The sequence below is a fragment of the Streptomyces sp. NPDC026575 genome, from assembly GCF_055567415.1.
Map to the genome: position 1 here is coordinate 292,558 of NZ_JBVHQM010000008.1, position 17,032 is coordinate 309,589.

The 17,032-nt window shown below is 69.7% G+C and carries 15 protein-coding genes; 6 read left to right on the top strand and 9 right to left on the bottom strand.

The window, feature by feature from the left end:
- Positions 1-170: 170 nt before the first annotated feature.
- Positions 171-1,262, top strand: coding sequence for a glycosyltransferase family 2 protein (locus tag ACZ4NB_RS14045; protein ID WP_467661198.1), 1,092 nt, complete (start codon positions 171-173; stop codon positions 1,260-1,262).
- A gap of 46 nt (positions 1,263-1,308) precedes the next feature.
- Here ACZ4NB_RS14045 and ACZ4NB_RS14050 read toward each other — a convergent pair whose 3' ends face one another.
- Positions 1,309-2,925, bottom strand: coding sequence for an ADP-ribosyltransferase domain-containing protein (locus ACZ4NB_RS14050; protein ID WP_467661199.1), 1,617 nt, complete (start codon positions 2,923-2,925; stop codon positions 1,309-1,311).
- Positions 2,926-3,326: 401 nt separating this feature from the next.
- On the opposite strand from ACZ4NB_RS14050, the gene ACZ4NB_RS14055 reads away from it, so the two are divergent.
- Positions 3,327-4,004: a macro domain-containing protein gene (locus tag ACZ4NB_RS14055; protein ID WP_467661201.1), complete on the top strand. Its 678-nt coding sequence runs from the start codon at positions 3,327-3,329 to the stop codon at positions 4,002-4,004.
- 128 nt (positions 4,005-4,132) lie between these two features.
- Here ACZ4NB_RS14055 and ACZ4NB_RS14060 read toward each other — a convergent pair whose 3' ends face one another.
- Positions 4,133-4,936: a tetratricopeptide repeat protein gene (locus tag ACZ4NB_RS14060; RefSeq protein WP_467661202.1), complete on the bottom strand. Its 804-nt coding sequence runs from the start codon at positions 4,934-4,936 to the stop codon at positions 4,133-4,135.
- 310 nt (positions 4,937-5,246) lie between these two features.
- Here ACZ4NB_RS14060 and ACZ4NB_RS14065 point away from each other — a divergent pair.
- The 3 genes from ACZ4NB_RS14065 to ACZ4NB_RS14075 all read left to right on the top strand — a co-directional run bounded on the left by ACZ4NB_RS14065 (position 5,247) and on the right by ACZ4NB_RS14075 (position 7,193).
- Positions 5,247-6,076 (top strand): IS5 family transposase gene (locus tag ACZ4NB_RS14065; protein WP_467661276.1). Its coding sequence is split into 2 segments (ribosomal slippage): positions 5,247-5,556 and positions 5,556-6,076, totalling 831 coding nucleotides; the frame shifts between segments, so codons are not numbered across the junction.
- A 67-nt stretch (positions 6,077-6,143) separates the two neighbouring features.
- Positions 6,144-6,524: a hypothetical protein gene (locus ACZ4NB_RS14070; protein ID WP_467661203.1), complete on the top strand. Its 381-nt coding sequence runs from the start codon at positions 6,144-6,146 to the stop codon at positions 6,522-6,524.
- A 30-nt stretch (positions 6,525-6,554) separates the two neighbouring features.
- The gene (locus ACZ4NB_RS14075) at positions 6,555-7,193 is read left to right on the top strand and encodes a TetR family transcriptional regulator (RefSeq protein ID WP_467661205.1); all 639 of its coding nucleotides are present in this window, start codon (positions 6,555-6,557) and stop codon (positions 7,191-7,193) included.
- Positions 7,194-7,233: 40 nt separating this feature from the next.
- Here ACZ4NB_RS14075 and ACZ4NB_RS14080 read toward each other — a convergent pair whose 3' ends face one another.
- The gene (locus ACZ4NB_RS14080) at positions 7,234-9,087 is read right to left on the bottom strand and encodes a glycoside hydrolase family 35 protein (protein ID WP_467661207.1); all 1,854 of its coding nucleotides are present in this window, start codon (positions 9,085-9,087) and stop codon (positions 7,234-7,236) included.
- Positions 9,088-9,345: 258 nt separating this feature from the next.
- On the bottom strand, positions 9,346-10,590 hold the full coding sequence (locus ACZ4NB_RS14085; RefSeq protein ID WP_467661209.1) for an MFS transporter: 1,245 nt from the start codon (positions 10,588-10,590) through the stop codon (positions 9,346-9,348).
- A gap of 163 nt (positions 10,591-10,753) precedes the next feature.
- Here ACZ4NB_RS14085 and ACZ4NB_RS14090 point away from each other — a divergent pair, with 163 nt between their 5' ends.
- Positions 10,754-11,683 (top strand): LysR family transcriptional regulator, encoded by a 930-nt coding sequence (locus ACZ4NB_RS14090; protein WP_467661211.1) that lies wholly within the window; start codon positions 10,754-10,756, stop codon positions 11,681-11,683.
- Between the two features lie 94 nt (positions 11,684-11,777).
- On the opposite strand, the gene ACZ4NB_RS14095 is transcribed toward ACZ4NB_RS14090, so the two are convergent.
- The 5 genes from ACZ4NB_RS14095 to ACZ4NB_RS14115 all read right to left on the bottom strand — a co-directional run bounded on the left by ACZ4NB_RS14095 (position 11,778) and on the right by ACZ4NB_RS14115 (position 17,032).
- A complete protein-coding gene (locus tag ACZ4NB_RS14095; RefSeq protein WP_467661213.1) occupies positions 11,778-12,554 on the bottom strand; it encodes a sirohydrochlorin chelatase in 777 nt (258 codons plus the stop codon).
- A 5-nt stretch (positions 12,555-12,559) separates the two neighbouring features.
- Positions 12,560-13,510 (bottom strand): ABC transporter permease, encoded by a 951-nt coding sequence (locus tag ACZ4NB_RS14100; RefSeq protein ID WP_467661215.1) that lies wholly within the window; start codon positions 13,508-13,510, stop codon positions 12,560-12,562.
- Complete coding sequence (locus ACZ4NB_RS14105; protein WP_467661217.1) at positions 13,497-14,324, bottom strand: ABC transporter ATP-binding protein; 828 nt, start codon at positions 14,322-14,324, stop codon at positions 13,497-13,499. The genes ACZ4NB_RS14100 and ACZ4NB_RS14105 overlap by 14 nt, the downstream gene beginning before the upstream one ends.
- A gap of 37 nt (positions 14,325-14,361) precedes the next feature.
- Positions 14,362-15,465: an aliphatic sulfonate ABC transporter substrate-binding protein gene (locus tag ACZ4NB_RS14110; protein ID WP_467661219.1), complete on the bottom strand. Its 1,104-nt coding sequence runs from the start codon at positions 15,463-15,465 to the stop codon at positions 14,362-14,364.
- A 223-nt stretch (positions 15,466-15,688) separates the two neighbouring features.
- Positions 15,689-17,032: a sulfate adenylyltransferase subunit 1 gene (locus ACZ4NB_RS14115; protein WP_467661220.1), complete on the bottom strand. Its 1,344-nt coding sequence runs from the start codon at positions 17,030-17,032 to the stop codon at positions 15,689-15,691.

The following is a 17,032-nucleotide window of genomic DNA, read 5'->3' on the forward strand; positions in this document are numbered from 1 at the left end:
AGAGTTATCCACAGGAGGCGCCCTCCGGAAACGCTCCCCGCCCGACTTCGCTACCGTCGGTGACATGCACGGAGGACTGCCGTTCATCGGCATCAGCACCATCATCTACGGCCTGATCGGCCTGATCGCCGCCGCAGTCGGCGCGATCCGCACCACGGGGGGGGCTCGTCATGCACACCATCACCGTCATCGTCCCAGCTCACAACGAGGAGGAGGGGTTACCGGCCACGCTGGAGTCGCTCGCCTGCCAAACGCGCCGGCCTGACCGCATCCTGGTCGTGGACGATGCCTCCACGGACCGCACGGGCGAGGTGGCCTCATCACACGGCGTGACGGTACTCCGCCCGCCGCGCAACCTCGGCAGCAAGGCCAAAGCCCAGAACTACGCCCTTCCGCACTGCACCACCGACCTGGTCCTGGCCGTCGACGCGGACACCGTCCTCGCCCCGGACTACATCGAGACCGTCGTCCCCGTCTTCGACGACCCGGCCGTCTCCATCGCCGCGGGCATGGTCCGCACCCGCCACACCCGCACGATCTGGGAGCGCGGACGCTCCACCGAGTACCTCTTCGGCTTCCACTGGCACCGCCCCATCCAAGCCCGCGCCAACAGCCCCATGGTCTGCTCCGGCTGCTGCTCCGTCTTCCGCCGCGACGACCTGATGTCCTTCGGCGGCTTCCCCGAACGCACCATCGTCGAGGACATGGACTACACCTGGTCCCAGCAACTGGCCGGCAGACGCGCGGTCTACGTCCCCGATGCCGTCGCCCTCGCCGCCGACCCGGAGGACCTCACCTACCTCCGCAAACAGGTCTGGCGCTGGATGGCCGGCTTCTGCCAGAACGTCCGACTCCATCTGGGCCGCCTGATCCTGCACAAACCCCTCCTGGCGCTCTGGGTGCTCCTCGCGCTCTTCGAGATCGTCACCGCCCCCTTGTGGTGGGCAACGCCGTTCCTGGCAGCCGCCACCACCGGTCAGCCGCTCCCGCTGACCGTCACCTGGTGGGCAGGTGCCGAACTCCTCCTCACCACCCCACCCCTGATCTACGCCGCCCACCGCCGCAAACTCCCCCTGATCGGCGTCCTGTTGAACCTCCCCTGCGTCTACGCCACCAAGGCCGTCAACCTCGTCTACGCCTGGAAGGCCCTCGTCGTGGAACTGCTTCTGGTACCACTCCATCTCGCACGGGGCCTGACGGTGTACGAGAAGGGGCGAGCCGACACCCCGTCCCACCGAACGGCAGTGGCGGGAGCGGGGTGAGTATGAGTTCAGCGAGGCCGGCCCTGCCCTGGAGGCGAGGGGCTGCTCAGGACACCAGGGTCTGCTCTTCCAGCTCGGTCAGCTTTACGGTGCACAGGCCGCCGCGTTCGGTCTTTACGTCCGTCACCTTGAGCTGTGTGCCGGGCGAGAGGATGAACTCCTCCTCGTCGGTGAACGCGGAGAAGCTGTGGATTCCCACGGCGCGGACGGGGCGCACCTCGAAGAGCGTCCGCTTGCCGCGACTGCCGAGGAACGCCCTGGCCACGCTGAGCTTGGACGTGCAGGAGGACACGCCCCACCAGGTCACGGTCCGTCCGAGCGGGTACTGCGCACGCAGATCCAGCGATACTCCGCGCCACAACGACTGGGTGCGGTGGGGAAGTTGCGACATCGCCGAGAACAGCAGTCGGAGATAGGGGAGGTAGGGAACGATTCTGGTCCGGTCCGGAGAGCGCAGGATGGCGTTGATCTCCCGGTAGAAGGCGGACTCGCAGGTATAGAGGTAAAGGGCGGCGATCGCGTCGGCGGGCAAGCCGCCGGTCACCTCGTCCGCCCGCCTCTTGCCGAATTCATGCGACAGCTCGACGTGCCGGTCGAGCCCGGACAGCAGCTCGGCGACCGGGCTGACGGCGTCACGGAAGTCCATGAGCGGGGTGTCGAAGACGCCGGTGATCGCCGGGAGGACGAGCCCCTCGTCCTTTACACCGGCGAGTCGTTCGAGGTAGAGCTGATGAAGCTCCATGGTGGACGCGATGAAGGCGCCCATGCGTGCGGCGAGGGCGCCGGTCGTCCCGTCGGTCTCGGCCGCGAGCGCGTTCCATCCTGTGCTCGGCAGCCAGTCGATCTCATCGGCGCCCAGCGACGCGAGGGCCGCGTTCACCGTGCCGAAGTGGTCGCCTTCGCAGAAGATATCGCCCTGGGCCGCGGGATTGGGGTGGTCGATGTGGCGGACCTCGACCTCGGGGTACTTCTCCTGGAGTCGGAGGACGACCTTTTTGAGATTGCGTGCGTGGGCTCCCCACCAGGCGAAGACGACACCGCGGTCCTCCTCGTCGGCGTCCTGTTTTGCCTTGAGGATCTCCTCGACGATCCGCTCGGCGACCGGCCGCCAGAATGCGGTGTGCCGGTCGGGTCCCGTCGTCCCGTCACTGCTGGCGGTGAGTGCGGCGTTCAGCAGCAGTACACCCTGTGTGAGCATCGCCTGGAACCACTCCGGTGGCTGGACGGCGTCCTGCTCCTTCAACAGTGCGCGAACATCGGCAATGGGGGTCTTCTTGGGTATGCCGTACTTCCACATCGCCGCGGCCTTGATGATGCAGCGGATGCTGACGACCCTGCCGAACTGGCTGTCCTTCCAGTCGTGGAAGGTGTTGTCGAACATGGCGATACCCGTGGCGCTCTCCGGCCGCGGATAAGGGTTCTGGCCGAAGACGACGACCTTCCATTTGTGTGGTGGATGGGGCTTGAGAGCCTGGAAGGTCAGTTCACGGACGGGGACGACCTCCGGTCCGCGCCCCGGGCCCATGAACGCGGCCGCGTCCGGCTGCGCCTCGATGACAGGCTTCAGCAGGGGAAGCCACGGTTCACCGCCGCCCTTGAACAGTTCGGCGAGGGCCAGCGGGTCATTCGGGTCGGGCGTGACAGGGGTGTGGGCATCGCTCATGGTGACGGAACTCCGCAATATCAAAACGTACTTGAGGGAATGACGGGCGAGCTGAATTAAAGAGACGATGGAAGGAGGTGAGGTAAAGAAGCGACCGAAGGGATGAACTGGCGGCGGGTCGGTGAAGTGATGGGGGTCGATTGCCGCACCGGCAGGTGGTGGATGTGATGAAGGCGATGCCGGGAAACCTCAAATGCCGGTCATTTGGGCAGGCGTCGACGTTCGTCGAAGGTGTGGGAATCCAGGGCCTGACCGGCGGAAATCTGGCGGCAGGCTAGCACCGGGTCGGTGGGCTGGCAATCGTGACGAGAGGTCACGGACGGCTGCTGGCAGCGGTGTTGTCAGTGGGTCAGGGTAGCGTCGTGAGCGGTGGAAGGGCTGTCTCTCAAGGGGAGTGGATTATGACCGTTGGCCGTGCTCAGGCGCCGCTCAGGGTGGTGTTGGCCGACATCAACACGAAGGTGGTGGAGGCATGGCGGGCGGCGTTCGCCGATACCCCCGAGATCGAGATCCGGACGGGCTCGATCCTCGATGAGAAGGTCGATGCCTGGGTCAGCCCGACCAACTCCCGGGGCCGGATGGACGGTGGGGTCGACGCGGTCATCAAGCGGCATATCGGAGCGGGTATCCAACTGCGCGTGCAGCGGGCGATCCGCGACGAGTTCGCGGGAAGGCTTCCGGTGGGCAGTGCGGTATGCGTGCGGTCCGGGGCGGTCAATCCGAAGTTCCTGATATCGACGCCGACGATGGAAGCCTCCTGCCAGAACGTGAGCGAGACCCTGAATGTGGCCCTCGCGTGCGCCGCCGCGTTCCAGGCCATCCACCGGCAGAACAAGGAGGCACCCGGAAGCATCGAGTCGGTGGCGCTGGTCGGCATGGGCGCCCACACCGGCTGGGTGCCGGCGCAGGTCTGCGCCAACCTGATGTGGACGGGCTACACCCTGTTCCACGACTTCCACTTCGAGGACTACGACGAGCTGCGGGGCACGATCATCGCGCAGCTCGACGACATCGAGAACGCACCCGACGAAAGGCGGGTACGCATCGCCCCGCCCCAGCGTCCCGCCGCCCGCCGCTGACGGCTTCCGGGCCTTCCCAGGGAGCGCCTTCCGATCTAGGGAGCGCCTTCCGGTCTTCGTGGGCCTGGAAGATCGGAAGGATGCCCCCTAGGCGTGTCCGGCCGAGCGGTTCCCGGTCGGGCATTGTCTTAAGAGTGGCCGCCGCCCGGGGCCGTACCGATGAGGGCCTGCGCCGCCCCGGGGGCGTGGGCGAGTCGCCCGGCTTCGCGGATCTGCTCCTTGTCCAGGGTCCCGGCCTTCGCCAGCTGGATCGCCTCGTGGATGCCGCTCTCGTCGCCGTGCGCGAGCATCACGAAGAACCAGCGCACTGCCTGCACCGGGTCTGGCGTGGTACCGAAGCCGTCGCGATACCAGCAGGCCGCGGCGTTCATCGCCCCCGTATGCCCACGCTCGGCCGCCCAGACGTACCAGCCCAGCGCCTCCTCGTCCCGGTCCAGCGCCGACAGTCGGTCGGCGAGCACCGCGCCGGCGGCCGCGATCCCCTCGCGTGCGGCGGTCTCCAGCAGTCGCAGGGACTCGTCGGGGTCGTCGACGAGTTGGGCGAGGTTGAAGGCGCCGTAGGCGTCCCCGCCCTCGGCGGCCGCCCGGAACAACTCCGCGGCCCGCCCCTGGTCCTCCTCGACGCCGAGACCCGTCGCCAGCAGGTGCCCGTAGGTGCGCTGTCCGGCCGGGAGCCCGGCCTTGGCCGCCGCGCGGGCATAGCGCACGGCCATGGGCAGGGCCGACTCGTCGAAGTACTCCAGGTAGATCCCGGCAAGCAGCGCGGCGGCCTCGGCCGACCCGGCATCCGCCAGCGGTACGAGCTCGACGGTCACCCCGGCCGCCAGTTCAGCACCCTCCGTGCTGCCCTCCATGGCGGCCCGGACGAAGGCGTGTCCCGCGCCTACCCAGTCCCCGGCCTCGGCGGCCCTTCGTCCCTCGTCCAGCTGCATGCGGGAACCATAGGCCACCGTCTGGTGGGCCGTGCTCGGAGCCATATCCGGAGCGCGGCGCCCCGGAACCGTCCGAGTCGCTCGGTGGGGTGGTGGTGCCGAGGCATCGCCGGACCTGGGCCCTCGTGGCGTCCACCAACAGGACCTACCGACCCCCTCGACCTTCGTCTGCTCACCCCGCCACATGTCGGCAACAACGCGGCGGCAGCGCGACGGCCACATGGTCCGCCGGACACCTGCTAGGGCGTGTCTCTTGGATGGGCTGGTCAGTTGATCGGACGTGTCTGTCCGGTTAGTGATCACTGATGCGATGTGGGGCCGGATCGAGCCGTTGATGCCGGCCGATCCGGTCCGTGGACGACGGTGGGCCGACCACCGCCGGACCCTGGAGGCCATTGCGTGGAAGTACCGCACCTGTTCACCCTGGCGAGACCTGCCCAGCGAGCTAGGGTCTTGGCAGACCGCTCACAAGCGCCTGATCAGGTGGGCCGTGGACGGAACATGGGAACGCATCCTCGCGGCGGCCCTCACTGCGGCGGATGACGGTGGCGACGTGGACTGGACAGTCTCGGTGGACTCCACCGTCTGCCGGGCTCACCAACATTCGGCCGGAGCCAGGAAAAGGGGGCACCAGACCATTCCGAGCCCGAGGATCACGCGCTCGGACGTTCCCGCGGCGGCCTGAGCACAAAGGTCCACTTGGCCAGTGACAGCCAGGCTCGCCCTCTGGGTATCCACGTCACCGCCGGTCAGGCTGGCGACGCGCCCGCCTTCGAGGCGGTCATGGCTAGGATCCGGATCCCACGCAGCGGACCCGGGAGGCCAAGAACCCGCCCGGTGACCGTCCTGGCGGATCGCGCCTACTCGTCCCGGGCGATCCGTGCACACCTCCGCCGCCGAGGGATCCGGGCTGTCATCCCGCAGCCCGCCGATCAGATCGGCCACCGTCTGGGGCGAGGCCGCGCTGGAGGCCGCCCGCCCGGCTTTGACCCCGACAAATACAAGGAGCGCAATGCCGTCGAGCGGTGCATCGCCCGACTCAAGCAGTGGCGCGGCCTCGCCCTACGGACGGACAAACTCGCCATCGCCTACCAGGCCGCACTGCACGTCGCCGCCATCCTCATCTGGGCCCGCAGATGACCAAAGAGCAGAACCCAGTGTTGACATTGACCATGCGGCCAATACTATTGACCGCATGGTCAATAGTATGGAAGCACACACACCTCATCGACTCGGTGCCGTCAGCGCACTGGTGTGGGGCTACGTCGCAGCCATGGTCGCAACCGTCGTGGCGCTGGCGCTCCTGGCGTCCAGGGCCCCGGGGCAGGCGACTGAGGAGGCATGGGGGCACGCCCTGATCGTCATGCTCTTCGCAGTCCTCCTTCTGGTGCGACTCCGGTCGGCTCGGTCGGGCAGTACCAGGGCGGTACGGGCACTCGGCATCATCGCTGCGGCGCTGCTCGTCGTGAACCTGGTGGAAGCCGCCCTGCCGGACGTCTTCCCAGAGTGGATGCGGGTCGAGATGGTGGCGATCGCTCTCTGGATGGCGGCACTGCTCATCCTGGTCCGCCGTTCGGCACGCCACTGACCAGCGCACCGACCCGCTAGGAATGATGCTGTGAACACGCCCCACTCAGAGCCTCGCCCACGCACCCGTCAGCGCCTCAGCGAGGAAGTACGTCGGACACAGATCATCAAGGCCACCATCGCGGTGGTCGACGAACTTGGCTACGAGAGTGCCTCTTTGGCCCGGATCGCCGAGCGGGCGGAGGTCTCCAAGGGCCTGGTCTCGCACTACTTCACGGACAAGGATCACCTGATGGAAACGGCCGCCAGGACCACTCTGGCGACCATGAGACAGGACATCGCAGACTCTCTCGTCCTGACCGATCCGGTCCCCGAGGTCATCCGCGCCGCGATTCGCCGTGCGGCCAGTCTGGGTACAACGCACCAGGCCGAGCTGACCGCGATGCGACAGATCAGCACTAACCTGCGTAAGGCCGACGGCACCCCACGGCTCGGCCTCACCGACTACGAGCAGACCTACCAAGGCCAGGAAGCCCTGTTCCGGCGCGGTCAGGAAGAGGGCACACTCCGCGACTTCGACACCCGGGTCATGGCCGTCACCTACCAGGGAGCCATCGACACGATGCTCACCTACCTCCATGGCCATCCCGAGGCCGACGTCCACCACTACGCGGACGCCCTCGCCGACCTCATCGTCGCGGCCATCAGACTCCCTCAAACGGCCACTTGACACTCTTTGGCCATCCGGGGCCCGACCAAAGAGACACGCTCTAGCCGATATCGGGCGCCGATCGCACTTCGATGCCGTCGCCGGTCCGTTCCATCTCCAGTACGACGAGCTCGTTCTTGCCCCGCCGCCACAGATGGCTCGGCGCGTACAGGGTGATCTGCGGTCCCAGGGACCAGTAGCGGCCGAGTGCGAAGCCGTTGAGCCAGACCATGCCCTTGTCCCAGCCGGGAAAGGCGAGGAAGCCGTCGGCGGGGGTGTCGACATGGACCCGGGCCCGATGGAACGCGGGGCCGGTGGGCGTGCTTCCGCCGCCGAACTTCAGGGCCGAGAGGTCGTCCAGGGGCAGGCGGCGGATCTCCCAGTCGCGCAGCTCCTCGTCGTCGAGGAGGACCTGTCCACTGATGCCCTTGGGGTCGTTGAGGCCCTGGCCGAAGTTGATCCGGCCGGTGGGGTCGACCAGCAGATCGAGGGTGCTGGAGGCGCCGGAGGTGGTGAAGTCGACGGTGTGGTCGGGTTGGTTGCGGTCGAAGGTGCCGATGCGCCGGCCGTCGCCGTACACCAGCGCACGGTCGCCGAGTCCGGTGATCCGCAGGCGTCTGGTCCCCCGCGGTCCGCGCACCCGAGTGCGGTAGTGGATGAGTCCGTGCGGCTGCCCGAGGGCCTCCATGTGGACGGGGGTGGTACGGCGTATCGGAGCGTCGCTCAGTGCGTCGAGGGCCTTCATCAGCGGTACCGACTCGCGGACGGCGACCTTCTGGGGCGGCATCCGGCGTGGTGTGGCCGGCAGCGGGGCGTTCGGCAGTGTGGTGTAGTCGGCGAGCACCTCGCGCACCTTGTGGAACTTCTCGGTGAGTTCGCCGGATTCGCTGATCGGGGAGTCGTAGTCGTAGCTGGTGACGGTGGGCTGGTAGGCGCTGCCGTGCAGGTTGGCACCGGCGGACCAGCCGAAGTTCGTTCCGCCCACCGCCATATAGAAGTTGATCGAGGCTCCCGCTTCGAGGATCTTTCGCACGTCGGCGGCGGTCTGCGCCGGGTCGGTGGTGTGGTGCCGCTCTCCCCAGTGGTCGAACCAGCCGTCCCAGAACTCCGTGCAGAACAGGGGCTTGTCGGGCTGGAATCTGCGCAGCTCCGCGAAGGGCCCGGTGGGGTCCCCGTCGAAGTTGACGGTGGACAGGAGGTCGGGAAGGCTGCCCGCCTCCAGCGCCTGCCGGGTGGCTCCGTTGGAGCAGAACAGCAGGCTGTCGATGCCCTGCGCCCGCATGGTGTCGCGCAGATGCTCCAGGTGTGCGTGGTCGTCGTCGTAGCTGCCGTACTCGTTCTCCACCTGCATGGCGATGACGGGTCCGCCGCGGGTGGCCTGCAGATCGACGAAGCGCGGCAGCAGTTCGGCGAACCAGGTGTCGACCGCCCGCTCGTAGGCGGGGTCGGAGCGGCGCAGCGGCGCGTCCTTGTCCTTCAGGAGCCAGGCGGGCAGGCCGCCGAAGTCCCATTCGGCGCAGATGTACGGCCCCGGTCGCACGATCACCTTGAGCCCGGCCTCGTCCGCGGTCCGTACGAAAGCCGCGACGTCGCGCCATCCGGTGAAGTCGGCCTTCCTCTCGTACGGTTGGTGGAAGTTCCAGGCGACATAGGTCTCCACCGTGTTCAGGCCCATGGCCCGCATCCGCAGCAGCCGGTCCCGCCAGTCCTTGGGATGCGTCCGGAAGTAGTGGAAGGCGCCCGAGAGGATCCGGAACGGCTCGCCGTCCAGCAGGAATTCGTCGCCGCGGAGGGTCAGTCCGCGCGGGCTCTCGGCCTGGGCGAGGGTGGTACGGCCGCCGCCCAGGGCGACGCCCACGGACGCCGCCCCCGCCATGGCCGCGCTCACGAATCCACGTCGGCTGAACTGCGTCATCTCTGCTCTCCTCGACTCGATCGGTCGTCGCCCAAGGTTCGAACATGTTCAGCGGTGCGCGTTTCTGTGCATTGAGAGTGTTGTGTAGAACAGAAAGGAACACAAGGGTTCGTGGCCAGGGCATGATGGAGGACAAGCAAAAGCGCGTGAGACAACCGGTGTTGGTTGCCTCACGCGCTCTCGGGTCCGCGTGCGCAGGAGTGTGTCAGCAGATGGCCGGGGGCGTCTTGATGCGTCTGGAACGTGTGGCTGCCGGGGTCAGGTGGGGGCCGGTGCCGGCTTCCGTTCCCGGCTCGGTGCGTTGTCGCGCCGGGGGAGGAGGAGCGGTGTGGCCAGCAGGAGCAGACCGGCCAGGGCGATCGCGGTGCGGGGGCCGGTGAGGCCGGCCAGCAGGCCCCACAGTCCGGTCAGTGCCGCGGTGGCGGCCTTGGCGGTGACCGTCCACGCGGACAGGGCGCGGGCGACCTGGTCCGTCGCGGTGCGCTCCAGCCGGTAGGTGGCGTACACCGTGTTGAACACCCCGATGCAGGTGATCAGCCCGAGTTCGACGGCCATGACGAGCACCATCCCGGCGGCCCCGGGGCCGACGAAGGCCAGTCCGATCGACCAGCAGGCGCGCAGAGTCCCGGAGGCCAGCATCACCCTGCGCTGCCCGAACCGCGCGACGAGCGGCCGGGCCAGCCGTGAGCCGATCATGCCGCCGACGCAGGGCACCGCGAAGGCGAGGCCGTACTGCCAGGGGGCGAAGCCGAGGCGGCCGAGCATGAGGACGGTGAGCAGTGGCGCGGTCGCCATGATCAGGGCATTGACCAGGACCGTGTTGAACAGCAGCGGGCGCAGCGTCGGGTGGGCGAGCAGATAGCGCCATCCTTCGAGCAGGCCGCCGGCCCTGGGGCGTGGCGCAGCGGTGCGCGCGGGGCGTGGCTCGCTGCCGCCGATCGCGCGGATCCCGACCGCCGAGAGCAGATAGCTGACGGCATCGGCCACCACGGTCACCATGGGGCCGAGCAGTCCGATCGCGGCAGTGCCGAGCGGCGGTCCGATCAGGGTGGTGGTCCACGTCGTGCTCTCGAACCGCCCGTTCGCGACCAGGAGGTCCCGCGGCGGTACGAGCGACTTCAGATACGCCCCGCCGGCCGCCCTGAAGGCGATGTCGGCCGCGGCCACGATGACCGACACGACCACGAGTTGGGCGAAACCGAGCCGGCCGAGCGCGTACGCGGCCGGGAGGGACATCAGCGCCGCGAACCGGGCCAGGTCCATCGCCACCATCACCGGCCGCTTGCGGCGGAACTCCACCCACGGCCCGAGCGGCACCGCCACCACCGCGCCCACCGCCAGCCCCGCGGCGGCCAGCACCGACACCTGCGCCGGCCCGGCGTGCAGCACCAGGATCGCGAGCATGGGGAACGCGTCGAACGCGAGCCGGGTGCCGAACGCGCTGACCGCGTACGCCGCCCACAGCCACCCGAAACTCCGCCCCAGCGACCTCTTGGTCCGCATGCCCAGCCCCCCTGGCCGTCGCCCTCACCTCACCCGGACAACCTCGCGTTGCCGTGACGTATCCAAGCCAGTGGCGGGCCCGCCGATCAAACAACCGCTGTGCGTGGTGAGGTACAACCATGCGTTGTACACAGAGGCGGAGCCGCCGCCTAGGGTGGTCGGTGTGAATCTCGATGCCGTGCGCACCTTCGTCGCCGTCGCGGACGCGGGGCAGTTCCAGGAGGCCGCCGCCCAGCTGTCGATCACCCAGCAGGCCGTCTCCAAGCGGGTCTCCACGCTGGAACGGGACCTCGGGGTGCGGCTGTTCACCCGTACCGCGCGCGGAGCCCGGCTCACCATCGACGGGCAGGCGTTTCTTCCGCACGCCCGCGACCTGCTGCGGGCCGAGGAGCGGGCGGCCGCCTCGGTACGCCCCGGCAGTCGCGCGCTGCGCGTCGATGTGATCGGCCGGCAGCTGGCCCCCGCGGCGCTGCTGCGCGACTTCCACCGCGCGCATCCCGGGACCGCGCTCGACGTCGTGACGCTCTTCGACGTCGACGCGGCCCTCGCCGCCGTCCGGTCCGGCACGATCGACGCGTCCTTCCGCGCCGTCACCCTGCCCGTGCGGCAGCTGCCCGACGGCATCGAGGCCGCCCGGGTCCTGCATGAGCCGATCCAGCTCCTCACCGGACCGGCCCACCCGTTCGCCGCCGCCGGTTCGGTCGCCCCCGCCCGGCTCGCCGGCCACCGGATCTGGATGCCCGGCATCGTCACCGGGACCGAGTGGGCCCTGTACTACGACGATCTCGCCGCCGCGTTCGGGCTCACCATCGAGGTGACCGGCCCCGACTTCGGCACCGAGCCGCTGCTCGACACGATCGCCGACTCGGCGGTGCTGGCCACCTTCGTCGGCGAGCAGACCCGCCTGGTCTGGCCCGCCGACTGCGATCTGCGGCGCATCGACCTGCGCGATCCGACACCGGTCTACCCGCACTCGCTGATCTGGCGCAGCGACAACCCGCACCCCGCGCTGCGCACGCTCCGCGACTACCTCGCCGCCAGGCGGCCCGGCCCGCACGACGCCGGTACATGGCGACCGGAGTGGGCCCAGTGAGCGACGCCGGTCCGACGTCCGCGCCGCGGCGGGGACCGGCGGCAACGGCCCCGGCGCCCCGAGCGGAGCCCGGCCAGGACCCATCGGACAGGCCCTAGGCGATCAGCGCCGGCAGTTCGCCGCGGACGCCGGTCACCGACTGGTCGTAGCGGCGCAGCACCAGCCGGGCCAGTTCGGGAGCGGAGCCGAGGACGGGGGCGAGGACGTCGGCGCGGGCCTCCCGGGCACCGGCGGCGATCCGGTCCGGGAGGAAGCCGGGGGCGATGACGTACGGGGCGACGGCCACCCGGTGCACGCCCTCGGCGCGCAGGGCCCGTACGGCGTCGGCCGTGCGGGGAAGAGATGCGGAGGCGAACGCAGGTCGCACGGCACACCAACCAGCGGTGCGCCGCCACTCCCGCGCGATTTCAGCGATCACTGCGATCGCCTCCGGGTCGGAAGAGCCCGCCGAGGCCAGGACGACCCCGGTCGAGCGGCGGTCGCCGGGCCGCAGCCCGGCCTCGGCCAGCCGGCGCTCCAGCGCACCGGTCAGGAGCGGGGACGGGCCGAGCACCTCGGCCTGCCGGACGGTCAGCAGGGGCAGCCGCGCGGCGGCCTCGCGCAGCACCGACGGGATGTCGGCCTTCGCGTGGAACGCGCGGGTGAGCAGGAGCGGCAGCGCCACCACATCCCGTACTCCTTCGGCCGACAGGCGCTCAAGCACCCGCGGCACCCGGGGCGCGTTGAAGTCGAGATGGCCGACCTCGACGCGCAGCCCCGGCCGCAGCGCCCGTACCCGCGCGCAGAGCGCGGAGACGGTCGCCGCGTGCCGCGGGTCGCGGCTGCCGTGGGCGACGACGACAAGCGTGGGGGAGGCGGGGCGGAGGTCCATGGTTTTCAGCTCTTCACCAGCAGGCCGCGGCTGCGCAGCACCCGCCGCTCGATCGGTGCGAAGATCAGCAGCTCGATGCCGATGCCGACGATCAGGATCAGCAGGATCGCGCCCAGCACCCAGGACATGTCCTGGAGCTCGCGCCCCTGCTCCAGCAATTGCCCCAGACCGGTGCCCAGATCGGGCGCGTTGACGATCAGTTCGGCGGCCATCAGCGAACGCCAGGAGAACGCCCAGCCCTGCTTGAGGCCGGCGATATAGCCGGGCAGCGCGGCCGGCAGCAGCACATGCCGCACCCCGGCCAGACCGGTCGCGCCGATGGTGCGGCCGGCCCGCAGATAGAGCGGGGAGATCTGGTCGACGCCCGCCACCAGGCCGTTGGCGATGGAGGGCACCGCGCCCAGCAGCACCACCGCGTAGATGGTGGCGTCGCTCAGCCCGAACCAGATGATCGCCGCCGGGACCCAGGCCACCGAGGGCAGCGACTGCAGACCGCTCAGGATCGGGCCGATCGCAGCCCGTACGGCCTTGACCTTGGCGACGATCAGGCCGAGGACCGTACCCAGGACGACCGAGGCCAGGAAGCCCAGGGCGCCGCGGGAGACGCTGGTCCACACGAAGTTCAGCAGGGTGCCCTCAAGCCACTTCTGCTGCAGCGAGCGGGCGACGTCGACGGGACTCGGCAGCAGGTAGTGCGCCTTGAGCTCGAAGTGGTAGGCGAGCTGCCACAGCCCCAGCACGATCGCGATGGCGACGAGCGGAGGCAGCGCCTTCGCCACGGCGGTGCGCAGCCACGGCTGCCGGGCGACGACCGTGGACTCCAGTGCGTCGAGGCCGGCCTCCAGACCGGCGATATCGCCGGCGGCGTCGCGCTTCTTCGCGACGGCGGTGTCGGTGGCCGAGGCGTCGCCGGTCGATGCGGCGGCGGCCTCGGCCGAGGTCTCAGTGCTGGCCATGGCGGCGGATCTCCCCACGGAGCTGTTCGGTGATCTCGATGGAAAGGTCGGCGACCGCGGCGTCCTCGATGCGGCGCGGCTGCGGGATGTCCACCCGCCACTCGCGTGCGATCCGGCCCGGCCGGGAGGACAGCAGCACCACCCGCTCGGCCAGCCGTACGGCCTCGCGGACGTTGTGGGTGACGAACAGCACCGAGAGGTTGCCGGCGGAGCGGCTGTCGTTCTGCTCCTGCCAGATGCGGGTCAGCTCGTCGTGCAGGACATCGCGGGTGATCGCGTCCAGTGCGGCGAACGGCTCGTCCATCAGCAGCAGTTGGCTGTCCTGGGCGAGCGCCCGGGCCATCGCCACGCGCTGGCGCATACCGCCGGACAGCTCGTGCACCCGCTTGCCGTACGCGCCCTTGAGGCGGACGAGTTCGAGCAGCCGCTCGGCCTCGTCGCGGCGCTCGGCGCGCGGCACCCCGCGCAGCCGCAGCGCCAGTTCGATGTTGCGGCCCGCGGTCAGCCACGGGAACAGCGCGTGCTCCTGGAACATCAGGGCCGGCCGGCCGCCGGGCGTCTCGATGGTGCCGGCGGACGGCGCGTCGAGGCCGGCCACGAGGTTGAGCAGGGTGGACTTGCCGCAGCCCGAGGCCCCCAGGAGGCAGACGAATTCGCCGGGTGCCACATCGATGCTGATGTCGTCCAGCACATGCTGCTGCGCGCCGGTGCGGCCGAACGACTTCGAGACATGGTCGATGCGAGCCGCGTACGGCACGGTGGTGCCCGTGTCCGCCGTGGCGGGCTGCTGCTTGGTGAGCGTGGTGGTCGTCATCGGTGTCACCTCCTGGGGGAGTGCGGTGCGGTGCGGGCTACTTGCTGCCGAGGCCGGCGTCGTCGACCGGCTGCTTGCCCTCGGACCTGAGCACCTTGTTCAGCAGCGTGAGGTCGTAGACGCCCTTGAGGTCGGGCTTGTGGAGCAGACCCGCCTTGACGGCGTGGTCGGCCTCCTGCCGGAGGGTGGCGGCCAGCGGGTCGTCGGTGACGTCGACGTTCTTGAACGCCGGGTCCAGGACGTTGTTCGGCAGCGCCTTGCCGGCGACCTCCGCCAGCTTGTCGTTGAGCGCCTTCTTCGCGTCGGCCGGGTGCGACCGGATCCAGTCATTGGTCCTCACCGAGGCGCGCAGCACGGCCTCGACGGCCTTCGGGTGCTCCTTGAGGAACCTCTGCGAGACGATCACGTTCGTGATGACGAACTTGCCGTCCTTCCACAGCTTCTTCTCGTCCAGGATCGTCTTGCCGCCCGCGGCGACCAGCTTGGACGCGGTGGGCTCGGGCACCCAGGCACCGTCGATGGAGCCCTGCTCGAAGGCGGTCGGCGTCACCTTGTTGTCGGTGCGCTGGACGGTGACGTCGCCCTTGCCGGTGGTGGCGTCGACCTTGTAGCCCTTGCCCGCCAGGAAGTTCAGCAGCGCCACGTCCTGGGTGTTGCCCAGCTGGGGGGTCGCGATCGTCTTGCCCTTGAGGTCGTTCAGCCCCTTGATCTTCTTGGGGTCGACGACGAGTGAGACACCGCCGGAGGCCGAGCCCGAGATGATCTTCAGGCTCTTGCCCTGCGACTTGGTGAAGCCGTTGATCGCGGGGGAGGGGCCGATCCAGCCGATGTCGATGGCGCCCGAGTTGAGCGCCTCGATCTCCGCGGGGCCCGCGTTGAAGGTGGCGGGCTTGACCGCCGTGCCGCCCAGTTCCTTCTGGAACAGGCCCTTCTGGAGGCCGATCAGGGGAGTGGCGTGCGTGGTGTTGCCGAAGAACCCGATCTTGACCTGATCGAGCCCGTCGATCTTGGCGCCCTTGGGAGCGACGCCGGCCGCGGTGTCCTTCTTGGCATGGGAGCCGTAGCCGCAGGCGCCCAGCGCGCCGATCAGGAGCGGGACGGTGGCGGCGGCCGCCAGCAGGCGGTGACGAACGGCAGACACGGGAGGAGTTCCTCTCGGAGGGCCGGGGCAGCCGCGCCCGTACTAGGGCGCGCCCGGCGGAGCTATGGATCTTCGGAAGGGGGGTGTGGGGGGTACGGAGTCACGCATCGTCAGCGCACACATCGGCCGACTCCGCCCTGACCGCTCCCTAGGAGGCCGCTGCCGATGCGGCCGCCCTCCTTCGCGAAGGTCGAGAAGATGTCCTGGGTCGTCTCTGACATGTTCAGAAGTCCCATCCCTCGTCGTCCGCCGCCGGGGCCGGGGCGGCCTGTGCGGCCGCCTCCGCGAAGGCGGTGCCCGCCATCCCCGCGGTCAGCGTCGTACCGTCCGCCGGGTCGATCAGCAGGAACGAGCCGGTGCGGCGGGAGTCGGCGTAGGCGTCCAGGGCCAGTGGCTCGGCCGTGCGGACCACCACCCGCCCGATGTCGTTGGCGGCCAGCTCGCCGGGCGCCGGGTGCTGGGAGAGATCGTCCAGCGTCAGCCGGGACGGGATGTCCTTGACGATCGCCTTGACCGTACGGGTGGTGTGCTTGAGCAGCACCCGCTGGCCGACGGTCAGCGGCCGGTCCGCCACATGGCAGACCGTCGCCTCGACGTCCTGGGAGACGGCCGGGGCCGCGGCGGTCGGCGCGATCAGGTCGCCGCGCGAGATGTCGATGTCGTCGCTCAGCCGCACGGTCACCGACTGCGGCGCCCAGGCGACGTCCACGGCCTGGCCGAGCGCGTCGATCGCCTCGATGCTGGTCGTACGGCCCGAGGGCAGCACGGTGACGGCGTCGCCGACGCGCAGCACACCGGAGGCGATCTGGCCCGCGTAGCCGCGGTAGTCGGGGTGCTCGGCGGTCTGCGGGCGGATCACGTACTGGACCGGGAAGCGGCCGGGGTCGTCCGACGGGTCGGCGACGACCGGCACGGTCTCCAGATGCTCCAGCACGGTCGGGCCGCCGTACCAGTCCATGTTGGCCGACGGCGACACGACGTTGTCGCCGGCCAGCGCCGAGATCGGGATCGCGGTGATCTCCGGGACGCCCAGCGAGGCCGCGTAGGTCGTGAACTCCTCGGCGATGGCGGCGAAGACCGGTTCGGCGTAGTCGACCAGGTCCATCTTGTTGACCGCGAGGACGACATGCGGGACGCGCAGGAGGGCGGCGACCGCGGCGTGCCGGCGGGTCTGCTCGACCACGCCGTTGCGGGCGTCGACCAGCACCACGGCGAGCTCGGCGGTGGAGGCGCCGGTGACCATGTTGCGGGTGTACTGCACATGCCCGGGGGTGTCGGCGAGGATGAAGCGGCGCCGCGGGGTGGCGAAGTAGCGGTAGGCGACGTCGATGGTGATGCCCTGCTCGCGCTCGGCACGCAGCCCGTCGGTCAGCAGCGCCAGGTCCGGCGTCTCCTGCCCGCGGCCCAGCGAGGCCCGCTCGACGGCCTCCAGCTGGTCGGCGAGCACCGACTTGGAGTCGTGCAGCAGCCGCCCGACCAGGGTGGACTTGCCGTCGTCGACGGAGCCGGCGGTGGCGAAGCGCAGCAGTGAGGTGGCACCCGCGTCCACGGTGTTGATCGTGCTCAT

Coding starts and splice junctions, on each gene's coding strand:
- ACZ4NB_RS14045 (WP_467661198.1), top strand. CDS start 171: ATGCACACCATCACCGTCATCGTCCCAGCTCACAACGAGGAGGAGGGG.
- ACZ4NB_RS14050 (WP_467661199.1), bottom strand. CDS start 2,925: ATGAGCGATGCCCACACCCCTGTCACGCCCGACCCGAATGACCCGCTG.
- ACZ4NB_RS14055 (WP_467661201.1), top strand. CDS start 3,327: ATGACCGTTGGCCGTGCTCAGGCGCCGCTCAGGGTGGTGTTGGCCGAC.
- ACZ4NB_RS14060 (WP_467661202.1), bottom strand. CDS start 4,936: ATGCAGCTGGACGAGGGACGAAGGGCCGCCGAGGCCGGGGACTGGGTA.
- ACZ4NB_RS14070 (WP_467661203.1), top strand. CDS start 6,144: ATGGAAGCACACACACCTCATCGACTCGGTGCCGTCAGCGCACTGGTG.
- ACZ4NB_RS14080 (WP_467661207.1), bottom strand. CDS start 9,087: ATGACGCAGTTCAGCCGACGTGGATTCGTGAGCGCGGCCATGGCGGGG.
- ACZ4NB_RS14085 (WP_467661209.1), bottom strand. CDS start 10,590: ATGCGGACCAAGAGGTCGCTGGGGCGGAGTTTCGGGTGGCTGTGGGCG.
- ACZ4NB_RS14095 (WP_467661213.1), bottom strand. CDS start 12,554: ATGGACCTCCGCCCCGCCTCCCCCACGCTTGTCGTCGTCGCCCACGGC.
- ACZ4NB_RS14100 (WP_467661215.1), bottom strand. CDS start 13,510: ATGGCCAGCACTGAGACCTCGGCCGAGGCCGCCGCCGCATCGACCGGC.
- ACZ4NB_RS14105 (WP_467661217.1), bottom strand. CDS start 14,324: ATGACGACCACCACGCTCACCAAGCAGCAGCCCGCCACGGCGGACACG.
- ACZ4NB_RS14115 (WP_467661220.1), bottom strand. CDS start 17,032: ATGAGCACGATCAACACCGTGGACGCGGGTGCCACCTCACTGCTGCGC.